The following is a 15634-nucleotide window of genomic DNA, read 5'->3' on the forward strand; positions in this document are numbered from 1 at the left end:
TCATCCCGACCATGAAACTGAACCAGCGCCTGTCCACCCTGCCGCGCGACATCGTCGCCGGCGTCGTCGTGTTCCTCGTCGCGCTGCCGCTGTGTCTCGGCATCGCCAATGCATCCGGCGTCGAGCCGTTTGCCGGGCTCGTATCCGGCATCGTCGGCGGCATCGTCGTCGCGCTGCTGAGCGGCTCGTCGCTGTCCGTCAGCGGGCCGGCCGCCGGCCTCGTCGTGATCGTCGTCGAAGGCATCGCACAACTCGGCAGCTTCTCCGCATTCCTGCTCGCGGTGCTGCTGTCCGGCGTCCTGCAGTTCGGGTTCGGCATGCTGCGCGCCGGCCGCTTCGCCGCCTACGTACCGTCACCCGTCATCAAGGGCATGCTCGCCGCGATCGGCCTGCTGCTGATCGTGAAACAGATTCCGTTCGCGTTCGGTATCGGCGGCTCGGCTGCGCAATCGTTTGCGAACTGGCCCGGCCTGCCGGTCGCGTGGGCCGCCACGGCCATCGCGCTTGCGTCGCTCGCGCTGCTGATCGCGTGGGACACGTCCGCGCTACGCCGCTTCGCACTGGTGCGCTCGGTGCCGGCTCCGCTTGCGGTCGTCGTGCTGGGTATCGGCGCCACGCTCGTGCTGAGCATCGTCGCACCGTCGGTCGCGCCGGGCGCCGCCCATCGCGTGACGCTGCCCGAACTCGGCTCGTTCGCGGCCTTTGCGGCGTCGCTCAAGCATGCGGAGCTCGGCCCGAACTTCGCGCAGCTCGTCAATCCGGACGTGTGGCGCGTCGCGATCACGCTCGCGGTCGTCGCGAGCCTCGAGACGCTGCTGAGCCTCGAAGCCGTCGAGCAGATCGACCCGAAGCGCCGGCCGACCCAGCCCGATCGCGAACTCAAGGCCCAGGGCGTCGGCAATCTCGTCGCGGGCGCGGTCGGCGGGCTGCCGATCACGTCGGTGATCGTGCGCAGTTCGGTGAACGTCAACGCGGGCGCGCAAAGCCGGATGTCGGCGATCGTGCACGGGATGCTGCTGCTCGCGAGCGTATTCGCGCTCACCGGCCTGATCAACCTGATCCCGCTCGCGAGCCTGGCCGCGATCCTGATCCATACCGGCTTCAAGCTTGCGAAACCGGCGCTGTTCCGCTCGGTGATGAAACAGGGGCCGGCCGCCTTCGTGCCGTTCGCCGCGACGATCGCCGGCGTGCTCGCGGTCGACCTGCTGTTCGGCATCGCGCTCGGCCTCGCGTGCAGCGTGCTGGCCGTCGCCGTCGCGAACCTGAAGAGCCCCGTCACGCTCGCGCAGCACGACGACCACTTCCTGCTGTCGTTCCGCAAGGACGTGTCGTTTCTCGGCAAGGTTCAGGTCAAGCATCACCTGCGGCACATCCCCGACCGGGCCGCGGTGATCATCGACGCGACACGCGCCGATTACATCGATCACGACGTGCTCGAACTGCTCGACGCGTTCGTCGCCGATGCGCCGCGACGCGGCATCACCGTCGAGTTCCGGCGCCGCAGCCCGGTGCCGCGCACGGCCGCGCGCCGCTGGTTGTTCCGTGCGCCGGCCGCCGAATGAGCGGCGCATGAAAAACGCCCCGGCGGCGCAGGGCCGCACGGGGCGTTTCGGTGATGCGCGACGCGCGGCGCTTACGAGCGCTGCGGATTGACCTTGTCGTCCTTCGAATGCAGCTTGTTCAGCGCGGAGATATACGCCTTCGCGGATGCGGCGACGATGTCCGGATCGGTGCCGACGCCGTTGACGATCCGCCCGCTCTTCGACAGCCGGACAGTCACTTCACCCTGCGCCTGCGTACCGGTCGTGATCGCGTTCACCGAATACAGCAGCAGCTCGGAACCACTGCCGACTTCGCTCTCGATCGCATTGAACGTCGCGTCGACCGGGCCGTTGCCGCGCGCCTCGCCGGTAACTTCCTTGCCGTCGACCCCGAACACGACCTTCGCGTGCGGCTGCTCGCCCGTTTCCGAGTGCTGCGACAGCGACACGAACTTGAAGTGTTCCTGCTCGTGTGCGAGCGCCGATTCCTCGGACACGATCGCGATGATGTCCTCGTCGAAGATCTCGGCCTTGCGATCGGCCAGATCCTTGAAGCGCATGAACGCCGCGTTCAGTTCGCTTTCGCTGTCGAGCGACACGCCGAGCTCCTGCAGGCGCTGCTTGAACGCGTTACGGCCCGACAGCTTGCCGAGCACGATCTTGTTCGCAGTCCAGCCCACGTCTTCCGCGCGCATGATCTCGTAGGTGTCGCGCGCCTTCAGCACGCCATCCTGGTGGATGCCCGATGCGTGCGCGAACGCATTCGCGCCGACCACCGCCTTGTTCGGCTGCACGACGAAGCCGGTGATCTGCGACACGAGCTTCGACGTCGGCACGATCTGCGTCGTGTCGATGCCGACGTCGAGGCCGAAGTAGTCCTTGCGGGTCTTCACGGCCATCACGATTTCCTCGAGTGACGTGTTGCCCGCGCGCTCGCCGAGACCGTTGATCGTGCACTCGATCTGGCGCGCGCCGCCGATCTTCACGCCGGCGAGCGAGTTCGCCACCGCCATCCCGAGGTCGTTGTGGCAATGCACGGAGAAGATCGCCTTGTCCGAGTTCGGAATGCGTTCGCGCAGCGTCTTCACGAGGTTGCCGTAGAGCTCGGGCACGCCGTAGCCGACCGTGTCGGCGATGTTGATGGTCGTCGCCCCTTCGGCGATCACGGCTTCCAGCACGCGGCACAGGAAGTCGAGGTCCGAACGGCTGCCGTCTTCCGGCGAGAATTCGACGTTATCGGTGAACTTGCGTGCGAAACGCACCGCGAGACGCGCCTGCTCGAACACCTGGTCCGGCGTCATGCGCAGTTTCTTCTCCATGTGCAGCGGCGACGTCGCGATGAACGTGTGGATCCGCGAGCTGTTGGCCGGCTTCAGCGCGTCGGCCGCACGCTGGATGTCCTTGTCGTTGGCCCGCGCCAGCGAGCAGATCGTGCTGTCCTTCACGAGACCGGCGATCGTGTGGATCGCGTCGAAATCGCCGTTCGAGCTGGCCGCGAAGCCGGCCTCGATCACGTCGACCTTCATCCGCTCGAGATGCTTCGCGATGCGGATTTTCTCTTCCTTCGTCATCGACGCGCCGGGCGATTGTTCGCCGTCACGCAACGTCGTATCGAAAATGATCAGCTTGTCTGTCATGGGGGGCTCCAGGGCTCTTTATACGGAAGTCAAACGTAACGAGATCGCGCCACCGTTGGCGACGCTCAACAACAGACGAAGCTTGACGGAGGGCGGGAACGGTCAGCGCGGCAGGCGCGCCGAAGCTAGCGCGCGTAGCGGCGCACCGGCTAGAAGGAGGGAGAGGCGGGAAAATGCAGTCATGCCGAAGACTATAGCGGCATTCCGTTGGGTGCGCAATCGGACGGCACCCGGGGTTTCCGGCAGTCCGGGCCGAACAGGGGACAAATGAAAACGGCGGCCCCGAGGCCGCCGTTTCCGGGTAAACAACGCGCGTCAGTGATCGCGCTGCGACGAGCGCGCGGGGTTTGCCCGCCCGCGCACGGCCATGTAGGCCCAGAACACGTAGCCGGACAGCCCGTACAGCACGAACAGGCAGAACAGCATCAGCGGCGGGTCGGACGACACGAGCACGAACGCGACGACGACCAGCAGGATCGCCGCGAACGGCACGCGGTGCCGCACGTCGAGCGCCTTGCCGCTGTAGAACGGCGCGTTCGACACCATCGTCACGCCCGCATAGATCGTCAGCACGAATGCGACCCACGGCAGCCAGCCGAGCTTCATCGGCACGCGGTTGTCGGTGGCGAGCCACACGAAGCCCGCGATCAGCGCGGCGGCGGCCGGGCTCGGCAGCCCCTGGAAGAAACGCTTGTCGACGACGCCGATGTTCGTGTTGAAACGCGCGAGGCGCAGCGCGGCGCCCGAGCAGTAGACGAACGCGGCGAGCCAGCCCCAGCGGCCGAGATCCTTCAGCACCCACTCGTACATCACGAGCGCGGGCGCGACACCGAACGACACCATGTCCGACAGGCTGTCGAACTGCTCGCCGAACGCGCTCTGCGTATGCGTCATGCGCGCGACGCGCCCGTCCATCCCGTCGAGCACCATCGCCACGAAAATCGCGATTGCGGCGATCTCGAAGCGCACGTTCATCGCCTGCACGACCGCGAAGAAGCCGCAGAACAGCGCGGCGGTCGTGAACGCGTTCGGCAGCAGGTAGATGCCGCGCGTCTTCAGGAACCGCTGGCGCGCGGCGCGGCGGCTCTCGATCGGCACCGGATCGGCGGCCATCCCCTTGTTGCGGCGGAACGGGCGTGGCGTCTGGCCGGCGCCGTTGCGCGGCCGACGCGGTTTGAATGCGGCCATCGTGCGCCCCGCCGCTTACTGTTCGAGCTCGGCGAGGATCGTCGACGACGCGTAGACCTTCTCGCCGATCGACACCTTCGCGCGGCTGCCGAGCGGCAGGTACACGTCGACGCGCGAACCGAAGCGGATGAAACCGTAGCGCTGGCCGCGCGACAGCGGCTCGCCGGCGCGCACGTAGCAGAGAATCCGGCGTGCGACGAGGCCGGCGATCTGCACGGCAGTCACGGTCTTGCCGGTCGCCGTCTGGATCACGACCGCGTTACGCTCGTTCTCGGTGGATGCCTTGTCGATCGCCGCGTTCAGGAACGCACCCGGGAAGTACTCGACCTTGGAGATCGCGCCATCGACCGGCGAACGCTGCGAATGGACGTTGAAGACATTCATGAACACGCTGATCTTCAGCGCTTCGCGGTTCGCGTACGGATCCTGCGCGGTTTCGACCGCGACGATGCGACCGTCTGCCGGGCACAGCACCGCGTTCGGCTGCGCCGGGATCGGGCGCTGCGGATCACGGAAGAACTGGACGACGAAGACGAGCAGCAGCCAGAACGGCCACGCGAAGCCGAAGCCCCCGACGGCGTGGATCAACAGCGCGATGACGGCAGCAATCGCGATGAACGGCCAGCCTTCGCGCGCGATGATCGGATGAGGATAGTTCATGGATTCGTTCTGTGTTCGGTGAATTGCAAAGCCCGTAGCATAACAAAAGCCGCCCGGGGCACTGCTGCCTTCGGGCGGCTTTTTGGTACCGGCCCTCTATTCGAGGGGCCGGAACAGCACGCGGTGCTTAGTTCTTCGTCTGGTCGACGAGCTTGTTCTTCGCGATCCACGGCATCATCGCGCGCAGCTTCGCACCGACCTGCTCGATCTGGTGCTCGGCCGTCAGGCGACGGCGCGACTGCAGCGTCGGTGCGCCTGCCTTGTTCTCGAGGATGAAGCTCTTCGCGTACTCGCCCGTCTGGATGTCGGTCAGGCACTGCTTCATCGCCTTCTTCGTCTCTTCCGTGACGATGCGCGGGCCCGTCACGTACTCGCCGTACTCGGCGTTGTTCGAGATCGAGTAGTTCATGTTCGCGATGCCGCCTTCGTAGATCAGGTCGACGATCAGCTTCAGTTCGTGCAGGCACTCGAAGTACGCCATTTCCGGCGCGTAACCTGCCTCGACCAGCGTTTCGAAACCAGCCTTGATCAGCTCGACGGTACCGCCGCACAGCACGGCCTGCTCGCCGAACAGGTCGGTTTCGGTTTCTTCACGGAAGTTCGTCTCGATGATGCCGGCACGGCCGCCGCCGTTCGCCGCAGCGTACGACAGCGCGATGTCGCGTGCCGCGCCCGACTTGTTCTGCGCAACCGCGATCAGGTGCGGCACGCCGCCACCTTGCGAGTACGTGCCGCGCACGGTGTGGCCCGGCGCCTTCGGCGCGATCATGATCACGTCGAGGTCGGCGCGCGGGATCACCGCGCCGTAGTGGACGTTGAAGCCGTGCGCGAATGCCAGCGCCGAGCCTTGCTTGATGTTCTCGTGCACTTCCTTCGCGTACACGTCGGCGATCTGCTCGTCCGGCAGCAGCATCATCACGACGTCGGCGCCCTTCACCGCTTCCGCGACTTCCTTGACCGACAGGCCGGCGTTCTCGGCCTTGCTCCACGACGCGCCGCCCTTGCGCAGGCCGACCGTCACGTTGACACCGCTGTCCTTCAGGTTCAGCGCGTGTGCATGGCCTTGCGAGCCGTAGCCGATGATCGTGACTTGCTTGCCCTTGATGAGGGAGAGGTCAGCGTCTTTGTCGTAGAAAACGTTCATGATGGTTCCTTCGCTAATTCAAAAATTCAACAATTCGTTCGGATGGAGTACTGCGGGCCGGGACATGACGGCGCACCCGGCGTGCCACTTTGGCAATGTCGGCATCACACCTTCAGGATGCGCTCGCCGCGTCCGATGCCGGAGCTGCCGGTGCGCACGGTCTCGAGGATCGCGCCCGCGTCCAGCCCCTGGATGAATGCGTCGAGCTTGTCGCTCGCGCCCGTCAATTCGATCGTGTAGGTCTTTTCGGTCACGTCGATGATGCGGCCGCGGAAAATGTCCGCCATCCGCTTCATTTCTTCGCGCTCCTTGCCCACTGCACGTACCTTGATCAGCATCAGCTCGCGTTCGATGTGTGCACCGTCGGTCAGGTCCACCACTTTCACCACCTCGATCAGGCGGTTCAGATGCTTCGTGATCTGTTCGATCACGTCGTCGGAGCCAATGGAAACGATGGTGAGCCGCGACAGCGATTGGTCTTCGGTCGGCGCCACCGTCAAGGTTTCGATGTTGTAGCCGCGTGCGGAAAACAGACCGACCACGCGCGACAGCGCGCCCGGTTCGTTCTCCAGCAGGACGGAAATGATGTGTCTCATGTTCGCTTCTTCCAGAATGTGTCCGTGTCGATTCACTCGCGCCGCGCGCCGCCGCGTGCCGCACCGCCCTTCGTGAAGGCGGCCGCTTCGGCCCAGGCGCGCGTCGCGCCGTTACAGGTCTTCCGATCCGAGCAGCATCTCGGTGATGCCCTTGCCGGCCTGTACCATCGGCCAGACGTTTTCGGTCGGATCGGTCTGGAAGTCGAGAAACACGGTGCGGTCCTTCAGGCGCAGCGCTTCCTTCAGCGCCGGCTCCACATCCGAGGTCTTTTCGATCCGCATGCCGACATGGCCGTACGCTTCGGCGAGCTTCACGAAGTCAGGCAGCGCATCCATGTACGAATGCGAATAGCGCTTGCTGTATTCGATCTGCTGCCACTGGCGAACCATGCCGAGATAGCGGTTGTTCAGCGAAATGATCTTCACGGGCGTGTCGTACTGCAGGCAGGTCGACAACTCCTGAATGCACATCTGGATCGAGCCTTCGCCCGTGATGCACAGCACGTCGTCGTCCGGGTGCGCCATCTTGACGCCCATCGCTGCCGGCAGGCCGAAGCCCATCGTGCCGAGGCCGCCGGAGTTGATCCAGCGACGCGGCTTGTTGAAACGGTAGAACTGCGCCGCCCACATCTGGTGCTGGCCGACGTCCGAGCACACGAACGCATTGCCGTCCGTCAGCTCCCACGCCTTCTCGACCACGTACTGCGGCTTGATGATCTCGCTTTCGCGGTCATACTTCAGGCAGTCCTTCGCGCGCCAGCCCTCGATGTCCTTCCACCATTGCGCGAGGGCTTCGGTGTCGGGGCCATGCTCGGCCGTCTGCAACTGCTCGATCAGCTCCTTCAGCACCTCCTTCACGTCGCCGACGATCGGGATGTCGACCTTCACGCGCTTCGAGATCGACGACGGGTCGATGTCGATGTGGATGATCTTGCGCGGACGCGACGCGAAGTGCGCCGGATCGCCGATCACGCGGTCGTCGAAGCGGGCACCGATCGCGATCAGCACGTCGCAGTGCTGCATCGCCATGTTCGCTTCGTAGGTGCCGTGCATGCCGAGCATGCCGAGGAATTTCTTGTCCGACGCGCGATAGCCGCCGAGGCCCATCAGCGTGTTCGTGACCGGGTAGCCGAGCAGGTCCGCGAACTGGTTCAGTTCACGCGACGCGTCGGCGAGGATGATGCCGCCGCCCGTGTAGATGTACGGACGCTTCGCCGTCAGCAGCAGCGACACGGCCTTGCGGATCTGGCCCGAATGGCCCTTCGTGACGGGGTTGTACGAACGCAGCGACACGCTCTTGACCGGCTCGTACTGGCACGGCGTCTTCGAGATGTCCTTCGGGATGTCGATCAGCACGGGGCCCGGACGGCCGGTGCGAGCGATGTAGAACGCCTTCTTGACGGTTTCCGCGAGGTCGCGCACGTCCTTCACGAGGAAGTTGTGCTTCACGCACGGACGCGTGATGCCGACGGTGTCGCACTCCTGGAAAGCGTCCTGGCCGATCGCGGCCGTGGGCACCTGGCCGCTGATCACGACCATCGGGATCGAATCCATGTACGCCGTTGCGATGCCGGTCACCGCGTTGGTGACACCGGGGCCCGACGTCACGAGGCAGACGCCGACATTGCCGGTGGAACGCGCATACGCATCGGCTGCGTGCACGGCCGCCTGTTCGTGGCGCACCAGCACGTGCTGAATCTTGTCCTGCTTGTAAAGCTCGTCGTAGATGTAGAGTACCGAGCCGCCGGGGTAGCCCCAGATGAATTCGACGTTTTCATCGGCCAGTGCCTTCATGAGCACGGTGCCGCCGATGGAGTCGCTATCGGGAGGGGAAAGGGGTTCCGACGTGGAGAATTCCGCGCTGGGCATGTTCATTTTGACCTTTCGAATTTTCGGCAAAAAATTGATCGGGTGCTCTCTGCCGGGCTTGTGGCTCGGGTTCAAGCGGCGCGTCCAGTTTGAAGGGCAGGCTTCTTGGGCCAGCCTCAAATGAGACCATCACTTCATGTTGCGAATCGCTGACGATAGCGGGTCGCGAATGGGTCGTCAAGCAAAATATCCCGCAGCGCATCATGGGCCCCGCCCGGCACCCCGCCGCCGCGGCTCGCGCGCAACGTGCGGCGCCCGCCCCGGTGCCAAGCGGCACGAAAATTTGATAGCATCCGCGGGTTTTACGAAATTTTTCGACCTTTTTCACCACGCAGCGGCCCGCAGCGCATACCTTCACGGAATGGCATCAGACAAGGAACTCGCCGACTTTCTGGCGGGCGTCGAAAGGCGCGCGTTCAAGCAGGCCGCGTACGCCGTGCGTGACGACGATGCGTCGCTCGACATCGTGCAGGACGCGATGATCAAGCTTGCGGAGAAGTACGGCGACCGGCCGGCGGCCGAGCTGCCGCTGCTTTTTCAGCGGATCCTGCAGAACGCGATCCACGACTGGTTCCGCCGGCAGAAGGTCCGCAACACGTGGGTCACGCTGTTCTCGTCGCTGAACAACACCGACGACGACGATTTCGACCCGCTCGAAACCCTCGAATCCGCGGACGACAACGCGGGCGTCGAAAGCAGCGAGCACCGCCTCGAACGAGAGCAGGTTCTGGCCCTGATCGACGAAGAAATCCAGAAACTTCCGACGCGTCAACGGGAAGCGTTCCTGATGCGTTATTGGGAAGATATGGATGTCGCCGAGACTGCCGCCGCAATGGGGTGCTCCGAGGGCAGCGTCAAGACGCACTGCTCGCGAGCCACCCACACCCTGGCGCAAGCGCTCAAGGCCAAAGGAATCACGCTATGAGCTCCGCTCCCGCAAATCGAGAACACGAATTCGCGCTGAAGGTGCGCCGCGCGCTGGACGAGCGCGCGGCCGACCTGCCTGCCGCGACCACCGACCGTCTGGCCGCCGCCCGCCGGGCTGCGCTCGCGCGCAAGAAGCCCGAAGCCGCGACCGTGCCGGTGTTCGTGCCGGCCTTCGCCGGCGCGGCCGGTGCGTACGGCACGGCGCCCGCGGGCCGCCCGCAGGCCGGCCGCCCGTACGCGTCGTTCGCGCGCCGCCTGCTGCGCGCGTGGCCGCTGGCGCTGCTGCTCGCGGGGCTCGTCGGCATCGCCTACTGGGAAGACATGCAGCGCACCGCCGAACTCGCCGACATCGACGCGGCGATGCTCAGCGACGACCTGCCGCTCAACGCGTATCTCGATCACGGGTTCAACGCGTATCTGTCGCGTGCGCACTAACAGACAATAACGAGGGGATCGCACGGGTGAGTCAGAAGCGCGGCCTGGCCGTATTTTTCGGATGCGTAATCGCGATCGCCGTTTCCTACGTCGCCACGTACCCACGATTCCACCCGGCCCCCGCGACGCCCACCGCCGCGGCCAACAGCCCTGCCGCGCCCGCATCGGCCGCGACCGGGCTGACCACCGAACTGCCCCCGCTGCCCCTGCCGCTGCCGGCCGCGTCCGGCCCGCTGTCCTGGGCGCGCCTCACGCCGGCGCAACACGCGGCACTCGCGCCGTTCGCCGACCAGTGGGATGGCTTCAGCGACGCACGCAAGCGCAAATGGCTGAAGATCGCGTCGCGTTTCGCGAAGTTGACGCCCGATGATCAAAAGCGCCTGCAGGACCGGATGACCGAATGGGCGCGGATGACGCCCGAGCAGCGCCGCGTCGCGCGCGAGAACTACCAGAGTGCGAAGGAGCTGTCCGCGCAGGCACGCGAGCGGGCCTGGAAGGCGTACCAGCAACTCCCCGAGGAGCAGAAGGAACGTCTCGCGGCCGCCGAGCGCCGCCGCCGGCCGAGCGTCGTCAGCGCACCGCCGACCGTCGCCGACCGTGACGTCCGTCGCCTCGTCAATTCGCACGATCACGCCGCAAGCGGCGCAGCCACCGCGCCGGCGCCCGTCTCGGCCGCCGCCGCGCAGCCGGTGCCCGCGTCGTCGACGGCCGGCACCGCGTCCGCGCCGGCCGCCGTGGCGCCGGTGTCACCCGCCGACGCGCCCTCGCTGTTCAAGGGCTCCTGAGCGGCCGTGGCGAACGCCCGCGCCCCCGAAACCCCGGCCGCCGCGCCGTCCGTGCGGCGGCGTCTCGCCGCGCTGCTCTACGAAGGCGTGCTGCTGTTCGGTGTGGTGTTCTTCGCCGGACTCGCGTTCAGCCTCGCGACGCAGCAACGCAACGGCCTCGTCCATCACAACCTGCTCGCCGCCTGGATCGCGCTCGTGGTCGGCGCGTACTTCGTCTGGTTCTGGACCCACGGCGGCCAGACGCTGCCGATGAAGACATGGCGGCTGCGGCTCGAATCGTCGAGCGGCCGGCCGCTGAGCGCGGGCCACGCGCTCGTCCGCTATGCGCTCGGCTGGCTGTGGTTCCTGCCGCCGCTCGCGCTGCATCCGCTCCTCGGCCTGTCGGTACCCGTCACGCTCGCGCTCACCGCCGCGTGGATCGTCGTGTGGGCCGGCGCGGCCCGGCTGCATGCCGGCCGCCAGTTTCCGCACGACCGGATCGCACGCACGCGCGTCGTCGCCATCCCGCGTTGACACGTTGAAGCGCTGACGCACCGCATTCTCCAGACGAAAGCACGTCGCCGAGGCGACTCCCGCCCGGCCCGAGACAGCCTTGCCGGACAAGCGCCGGACGTTCCGTACGGCAGGCCACACAACGCCCCGCCATTCACTGCTAAACACCTTGCAGCGGTCGTAATAAGAACGTCTCGTGACTGTCACGGCACAGTCACGCCCGCATGGCGGAATGCCGGTAATGTCAACCGGCGCGAGTCATGCATGGGCCAGAAAACGTCTGCGACCTCCCTGTTCCGTCACCCTCTCGGCGCCCGCGCCGCCACCGCCTTCCTGTCCGGTTCCGCCGCAACCGACGGGCGGGTGTCGCAAGAACCGCCTGCCGGTCACGCCACGCGGCATGACGACCCCGATTCGTCCGCGCATCGCTACCGCACCATCTGGCTGTCCGACATCCACCTCGGCTCGAGCGGCTGCCAGGCGCCGTACCTGCTCGACTTCCTGCGCCACAACGATTCGGAGTACCTGTACCTCGTCGGCGACATCATCGACGGCTGGCAACTGAAAAAGGGCTGGTACTGGCCGCAGGCGCACAACGACGTCGTGCAGAAGATCCTGCGCAAGGCGCGCAAGGGGACGCAGGTCGTCTACATCCCGGGCAACCACGACGAAGGCGCGCGGCAGTTCTGCGACCTCGCGTTCGGCGACATCCAGGTGCGCGGCGAGGCGTTCCACACGACGCTCGCAGGCAAACGTTTGTGGATCGTGCACGGCGACCTGTTCGACGGCGTGATCCAGCACGCGAAATGGCTCGCGTACCTCGGCGACACGCTCTACACGCTGATCCTCGTGCTGAACCGCTGGTTCAACCGGATCCGCAGCCGGCTCGGCTTCCAGTACTGGTCGCTGTCGCAGTACCTGAAGCACCAGGTCAAGAACGCCGTCAACTTCATCTCGCAGTTCGAGACCGTGATGACCGACGAGGCGCGCCGCCGCGGTTGCGACGGCGTCGTGTGCGGGCACATCCACAAGGCGGAGATCCGCGACATCGACGGCGTGCTGTACTGCAACGACGGCGACTGGGTCGAGAGCCTGTCCGCACTCGTCGAAACGATGGAAGGCGAACTGAAGATCGTCTACTGGACGGTGATGCGCACCGCACCGTCGGAAACCACGTCGCGCAAGGCCAAGGCCACTGCCTGACACAACCCCGCACCTACAGGACATTGCCGCGATGAAGATCATGATCGTCACCGACGCGTGGGAACCGCAGGTCAACGGCGTCGTGCGCACGCTGAAGAGCACGTCGCGCGAACTCACCGCGCTCGGCCACCGCGTCGAACTGCTGACGCCGCTCGAATTCCGCACGGTGCCCTGCCCGACCTACCCCGAGATCCGCCTGTCGATCCTGCCGTACCGCAAGCTGCGCGCGCGGATCGACGCGTTCGCCCCCGACGCGCTGCACATCGCGACCGAAGGCCCGCTCGGCCTCGCCGCGCGGCGCTATGCACGTTCGCGCAAGCTGCCGTACACGACCGCGTATCACACGCGCTTTCCGGAGTACGTGCAGGCGCGCTTCGGCATCCCGCTCGCGGCGACCTATCGCTTCCTGCACTGGTTCCATGGCCCGTCGCTCGCGGTGATGGCGCCGACGCCGGTGGTCAAGCAGGATCTCGAGAAATTCGGCTTCACGAACGTCGTGCTGTGGACCCGCGGCGTCGACCTCGACGTGTTCCGGCCGATGGAATCGAAGGTGCTCAATACCGCGCGGCCGATCTTCCTCTATGTCGGCCGCGTCGCGATCGAGAAGAACGTCGAGGCGTTCCTGCGCCTCGACCTGCCCGGCTCGAAATGGGTCGCCGGCGAAGGCCCCGCGCTCGCGGAGCTGAAGTCGCGTTATCCGGAGGCAAACTATCTCGGCGTGCTGTCACAGGCCGAGCTCGCGACGGTGTATGCTGCGGCCGACGTGTTCGTGTTCCCGAGTCGCACCGACACGTTCGGCCTCGTGCTGCTCGAGGCGCTCGCCTGCGGCACGCCGGTTGCCGCCTATCCCGTGACGGGCCCGATCGACGTGCTCGGCGAAGGCGACGCCGGCGCGATGCACGAGGACCTGCAGGAAGCCTGCCTCGAAGCGCTGAAGATCGAACGCGCGACTGCGCGCGCATGGGCCGAACGCTTTTCGTGGCGCGCGGCGTCCGAGCAGTTCGCGTCGCATCTGAAGCCGCTGCCGAAGACCGCGTACTCGCCAGCAGAAGGTGCCGCCGTTTGAAACGAGACCTGAACGACAAGTCCCCGCCCCCCGACGCCACGCCGCAACGGCACCGTCCGTTCGACGAGGAAGAGCCGCATGCCGATGCGGACATGCACGCGCACGAGCCGCTCGGCCCCGACGATCGGCTGACGCCGCTGCCGCCGAACCCGTACAAGCGCCACCGCGGCATCACGCGCGCCTGGTACGCGCTCAAGCATTCGCTGAACGGCTTTCGCGTCGCGATCCGCGAGGAGAGCGCGTTTCGCCAGGAACTCACGCTCGCCGCGCTGATGCTCCCGATCGGTGCGTTTGCGCCGGTGCCGGCCGCCTCGCGCGCGCTGCTGATCGCGTCGGTGCTGCTGGTGCTGATCGTCGAGCTGCTGAACTCGAGCGTCGAGGCCGCGATCGACCGCATCTCGCTCGAACGCCACGAACTCTCCAAACGTGCGAAGGACCTCGGCAGCGCGGCCGTGACGGTCGCGCTGTTCGCATGCGTGACGACGTGGGCCTTCGTGCTCGGCCCGGTCGTCGCACACTGGCTGGGCTTCTAGACAAGCGCCGGGCGCACGCGCCGCGCACCGCCCGCGTGCGGCGCTGCACCATGCGCCGTGCGGGGCCGCGCACACGAAATGCGCCCGGTGTGGCGAAACCCCGGTTTATAATCGTCCGCTAGACATAGAACAGCAACCCGCGCCGGACGAATCACGCAGCATCGATTGCAGCGCCCGCCAGTCCGGCACACACAGGGCCGGACGACATGGAAGCGAAACCTCCCCGCCGCACCCGCGAACGGATTCTCGAGTTGTCGTTGAAACTCTTCAACGAGATCGGCGAGCCGAACGTCACGACCACGACGATCGCCGAGGAAATGGAAATCAGTCCAGGCAACCTGTACTACCATTTCCGCAACAAGGACGACATCATCAACAGCATCTTCGCGCAGTTCGAGCAGCAGATCGAACGGCGGCTGCGCTTTCCCGAAGATCACCGTCCGACGATCGACGAAACCTGGTCGTACCTGCAGTACATGGCCGATTTCATGTGGACCTACCGGTTCCTGTATCGCGACCTCAACGACCTGCTCGCGCGCAATCGCACGCTCGAGACGCACTTCAAGCAGATCATCAGCCACAAGGTGCGCTTCGCGCGCGACATGTGCGAGTTGCTCGTATCCGACGCCGAGATGGTCGCGACACCCGCCGAGATCGAGGTCATCGCCACCAACATGGCCGTCATTTCGACGTACTGGCTGTCGTATCAGTACGTGATGCATCCGCGCAAGTACAACGACCAGGACGCGATCCGCGAGGAACTGCATCAGGTCAGCATGCACGTGATCTCCGTGATGGCACCGTATCTGCGCGGCCGTTCGCGCCAGCTGTTCGACGACCTGGTCTCCGGCAAGCTGCCGAAGCGCCAGTTCACCGACTACCTGCCGCCGCGCGACGGCTCGCCGCGACCGGCAGACAGCCCCGTCGTCACCGGGCAGGCCCCCGCCAAGGATTCCAAGCAATGAAGGCAGTCTGTGTTTACTGCGGCTCGTCGTCCGGCGTCCGGCCCATCTATGCCGACGCCGCGCGCGCATTCGGCCGCGCGCTCGTCGATGCGGGCCTCACGCTCGTCTACGGCGGCGGCCGCGTCGGCCTGATGGGCGTGATCGCCGACGAAGTGATGGCGGCCGGCGGCCGTGCGGTCGGCGTGATCCCCGAATTGCTCGTCGACAAGGAAGTCGGCCATACGGGGCTGTCGGAACTGCACGTCGTGCCCGACATGCACCACCGCAAGAAAATGATGGCCGACCTCTCCGACGCGTTCGTCGCGATGCCCGGCGGCGCCGGCACGCTCGAAGAGCTATTCGAGGTCTACACGTGGGCGCAGCTCGGCTATCACCGCAAGCCCGTCGCGGTCTACAACATCGATTCGTTCTACGATCCGTTGATCGCGCTGCTGCGCCATACGGTCGACGAAGGCTTCATGCGTCCGGCCTATTTCGACGCGCTGTGCGTCGAATCCGAACCCGTCGAGCTGATCGAGCGACTGCGTCGCTACCAGCCGCCCGCCCGCGACAAGTGGGCGCCCGACGCAGCCAAGTAAGCGCCACCGGAACCC

The 15634-nt window shown here is 66.0% G+C and carries 16 protein-coding genes; 10 read left to right on the forward strand and 6 right to left on the reverse strand.

Annotated features, from left to right (window positions below):
- The first annotated feature begins 11 nt into the window (after nt 1–11).
- A complete protein-coding gene (locus E9536_RS24570) occupies nt 12–1562 on the forward strand; it encodes a SulP family inorganic anion transporter (protein ID WP_124545850.1) in 1551 nt (516 codons plus the stop codon).
- Between the two features lie 71 nt (nt 1563–1633).
- Here the strand turns inward: E9536_RS24570 and E9536_RS24575 are convergent, their stop codons facing one another.
- From E9536_RS24575 to E9536_RS24605, 6 genes are all read right to left on the reverse strand, one after another.
- On the reverse strand, nt 1634–3178 hold the full coding sequence (locus E9536_RS24575; RefSeq protein ID WP_027786861.1) for a 2-isopropylmalate synthase: 1545 nt from the start codon (nt 3176–3178) through the stop codon (nt 1634–1636).
- A gap of 315 nt (nt 3179–3493) precedes the next feature.
- The gene (pssA, locus tag E9536_RS24585) at nt 3494–4366 is read right to left on the reverse strand and encodes a CDP-diacylglycerol--serine O-phosphatidyltransferase (RefSeq protein ID WP_021162801.1); all 873 of its coding nucleotides are present in this window, start codon (nt 4364–4366) and stop codon (nt 3494–3496) included.
- 15 nt (nt 4367–4381) lie between these two features.
- Entirely contained in the window at nt 4382–5026 is a 645-nt protein-coding gene (locus tag E9536_RS24590) for a phosphatidylserine decarboxylase (protein ID WP_060357711.1), read from the reverse strand.
- Between the two features lie 127 nt (nt 5027–5153).
- Nucleotides 5154–6170, reverse strand: a complete 1017-nt coding sequence (gene ilvC, locus E9536_RS24595) for a ketol-acid reductoisomerase (protein ID WP_021162800.1) — start codon at nt 6168–6170, stop codon at nt 5154–5156.
- Between the two features lie 104 nt (nt 6171–6274).
- Nucleotides 6275–6766 (reverse strand): acetolactate synthase small subunit, encoded by a 492-nt coding sequence (gene ilvN, locus E9536_RS24600; protein ID WP_011352712.1) that lies wholly within the window; start codon nt 6764–6766, stop codon nt 6275–6277.
- A 111-nt stretch (nt 6767–6877) separates the two neighbouring features.
- Complete coding sequence (locus tag E9536_RS24605) at nt 6878–8641, reverse strand: acetolactate synthase 3 catalytic subunit (RefSeq protein WP_027786860.1); 1764 nt, start codon at nt 8639–8641, stop codon at nt 6878–6880.
- Between the two features lie 355 nt (nt 8642–8996).
- Between E9536_RS24605 and E9536_RS24610 the strand changes: the two genes are divergently transcribed.
- The 9 genes from E9536_RS24610 (at nt 8997) to E9536_RS24650 (ending at nt 15619) form a co-directional block, all read left to right on the forward strand.
- Complete coding sequence (locus E9536_RS24610; protein WP_027784998.1) at nt 8997–9560, forward strand: RNA polymerase sigma factor; 564 nt, start codon at nt 8997–8999, stop codon at nt 9558–9560.
- Nucleotides 9557–9997: a DUF3619 family protein gene (locus E9536_RS24615; RefSeq protein ID WP_059697926.1), complete on the forward strand. Its 441-nt coding sequence runs from the start codon at nt 9557–9559 to the stop codon at nt 9995–9997. Before E9536_RS24610 ends, E9536_RS24615 begins: the two co-directional genes overlap by 4 nt.
- A 26-nt stretch (nt 9998–10023) precedes the next feature.
- Nucleotides 10024–10782 carry a DUF3106 domain-containing protein gene (locus E9536_RS24620; RefSeq protein ID WP_027786858.1) on the forward strand — a complete coding sequence of 253 codons (759 nt, stop codon included), beginning with the start codon at nt 10024–10026 and terminating at the stop codon, nt 10780–10782.
- Between the two features lie 6 nt (nt 10783–10788).
- Nucleotides 10789–11295: an RDD family protein gene (locus tag E9536_RS24625; protein ID WP_060086020.1), complete on the forward strand. Its 507-nt coding sequence runs from the start codon at nt 10789–10791 to the stop codon at nt 11293–11295.
- Nucleotides 11296–11538: 243 nt separating this feature from the next.
- Nucleotides 11539–12477 carry a UDP-2,3-diacylglucosamine diphosphatase gene (locus E9536_RS24630; RefSeq protein ID WP_027786856.1) on the forward strand — a complete coding sequence of 313 codons (939 nt, stop codon included), beginning with the start codon at nt 11539–11541 and terminating at the stop codon, nt 12475–12477.
- Nucleotides 12478–12508: 31 nt separating this feature from the next.
- Nucleotides 12509–13543, forward strand: coding sequence for a glycosyltransferase family 1 protein (locus tag E9536_RS24635; protein WP_136471029.1), 1035 nt, complete (start codon nt 12509–12511; stop codon nt 13541–13543).
- A complete protein-coding gene (locus E9536_RS24640; protein WP_136471031.1) occupies nt 13540–14076 on the forward strand; it encodes a diacylglycerol kinase in 537 nt (178 codons plus the stop codon). Before E9536_RS24635 ends, E9536_RS24640 begins: the two co-directional genes overlap by 4 nt.
- 206 nt (nt 14077–14282) lie before the next feature.
- Nucleotides 14283–15041, forward strand: coding sequence for a TetR/AcrR family transcriptional regulator (locus E9536_RS24645; protein WP_021161119.1), 759 nt, complete (start codon nt 14283–14285; stop codon nt 15039–15041).
- Nucleotides 15038–15619 carry a TIGR00730 family Rossman fold protein gene (locus tag E9536_RS24650; RefSeq protein WP_021161118.1) on the forward strand — a complete coding sequence of 194 codons (582 nt, stop codon included), beginning with the start codon at nt 15038–15040 and terminating at the stop codon, nt 15617–15619. Before E9536_RS24645 ends, E9536_RS24650 begins: the two co-directional genes overlap by 4 nt.
- The last annotated feature ends 15 nt before the right edge of the window (nt 15620–15634 follow it).

Source organism: Burkholderia sp. LS-044 (assembly GCF_004803625.1).
Taxonomy (GTDB): Bacteria; Pseudomonadota; Gammaproteobacteria; order Burkholderiales; family Burkholderiaceae; genus Burkholderia; species Burkholderia cepacia.

Coding starts and splice junctions, on each gene's coding strand:
- E9536_RS24635 (WP_136471029.1), top strand. CDS start 12,509: ATGAAGATCATGATCGTCACCGACGCGTGGGAACCGCAGGTCAACGGC.
- E9536_RS24615 (WP_059697926.1), top strand. CDS start 9,557: ATGAGCTCCGCTCCCGCAAATCGAGAACACGAATTCGCGCTGAAGGTG.
- pssA (WP_021162801.1), bottom strand. CDS start 4,366: ATGGCCGCATTCAAACCGCGTCGGCCGCGCAACGGCGCCGGCCAGACG.
- E9536_RS24610 (WP_027784998.1), top strand. CDS start 8,997: ATGGCATCAGACAAGGAACTCGCCGACTTTCTGGCGGGCGTCGAAAGG.
- E9536_RS24575 (WP_027786861.1), bottom strand. CDS start 3,178: ATGACAGACAAGCTGATCATTTTCGATACGACGTTGCGTGACGGCGAA.
- ilvN (WP_011352712.1), bottom strand. CDS start 6,766: ATGAGACACATCATTTCCGTCCTGCTGGAGAACGAACCGGGCGCGCTG.
- E9536_RS24590 (WP_060357711.1), bottom strand. CDS start 5,026: ATGAACTATCCTCATCCGATCATCGCGCGCGAAGGCTGGCCGTTCATC.
- ilvC (WP_021162800.1), bottom strand. CDS start 6,170: ATGAACGTTTTCTACGACAAAGACGCTGACCTCTCCCTCATCAAGGGC.
- E9536_RS24645 (WP_021161119.1), top strand. CDS start 14,283: ATGGAAGCGAAACCTCCCCGCCGCACCCGCGAACGGATTCTCGAGTTG.
- E9536_RS24630 (WP_027786856.1), top strand. CDS start 11,539: ATGGGCCAGAAAACGTCTGCGACCTCCCTGTTCCGTCACCCTCTCGGC.
- E9536_RS24650 (WP_021161118.1), top strand. CDS start 15,038: ATGAAGGCAGTCTGTGTTTACTGCGGCTCGTCGTCCGGCGTCCGGCCC.
- E9536_RS24605 (WP_027786860.1), bottom strand. CDS start 8,641: ATGAACATGCCCAGCGCGGAATTCTCCACGTCGGAACCCCTTTCCCCT.
- E9536_RS24570 (WP_124545850.1), top strand. CDS start 12: ATGAAACTGAACCAGCGCCTGTCCACCCTGCCGCGCGACATCGTCGCC.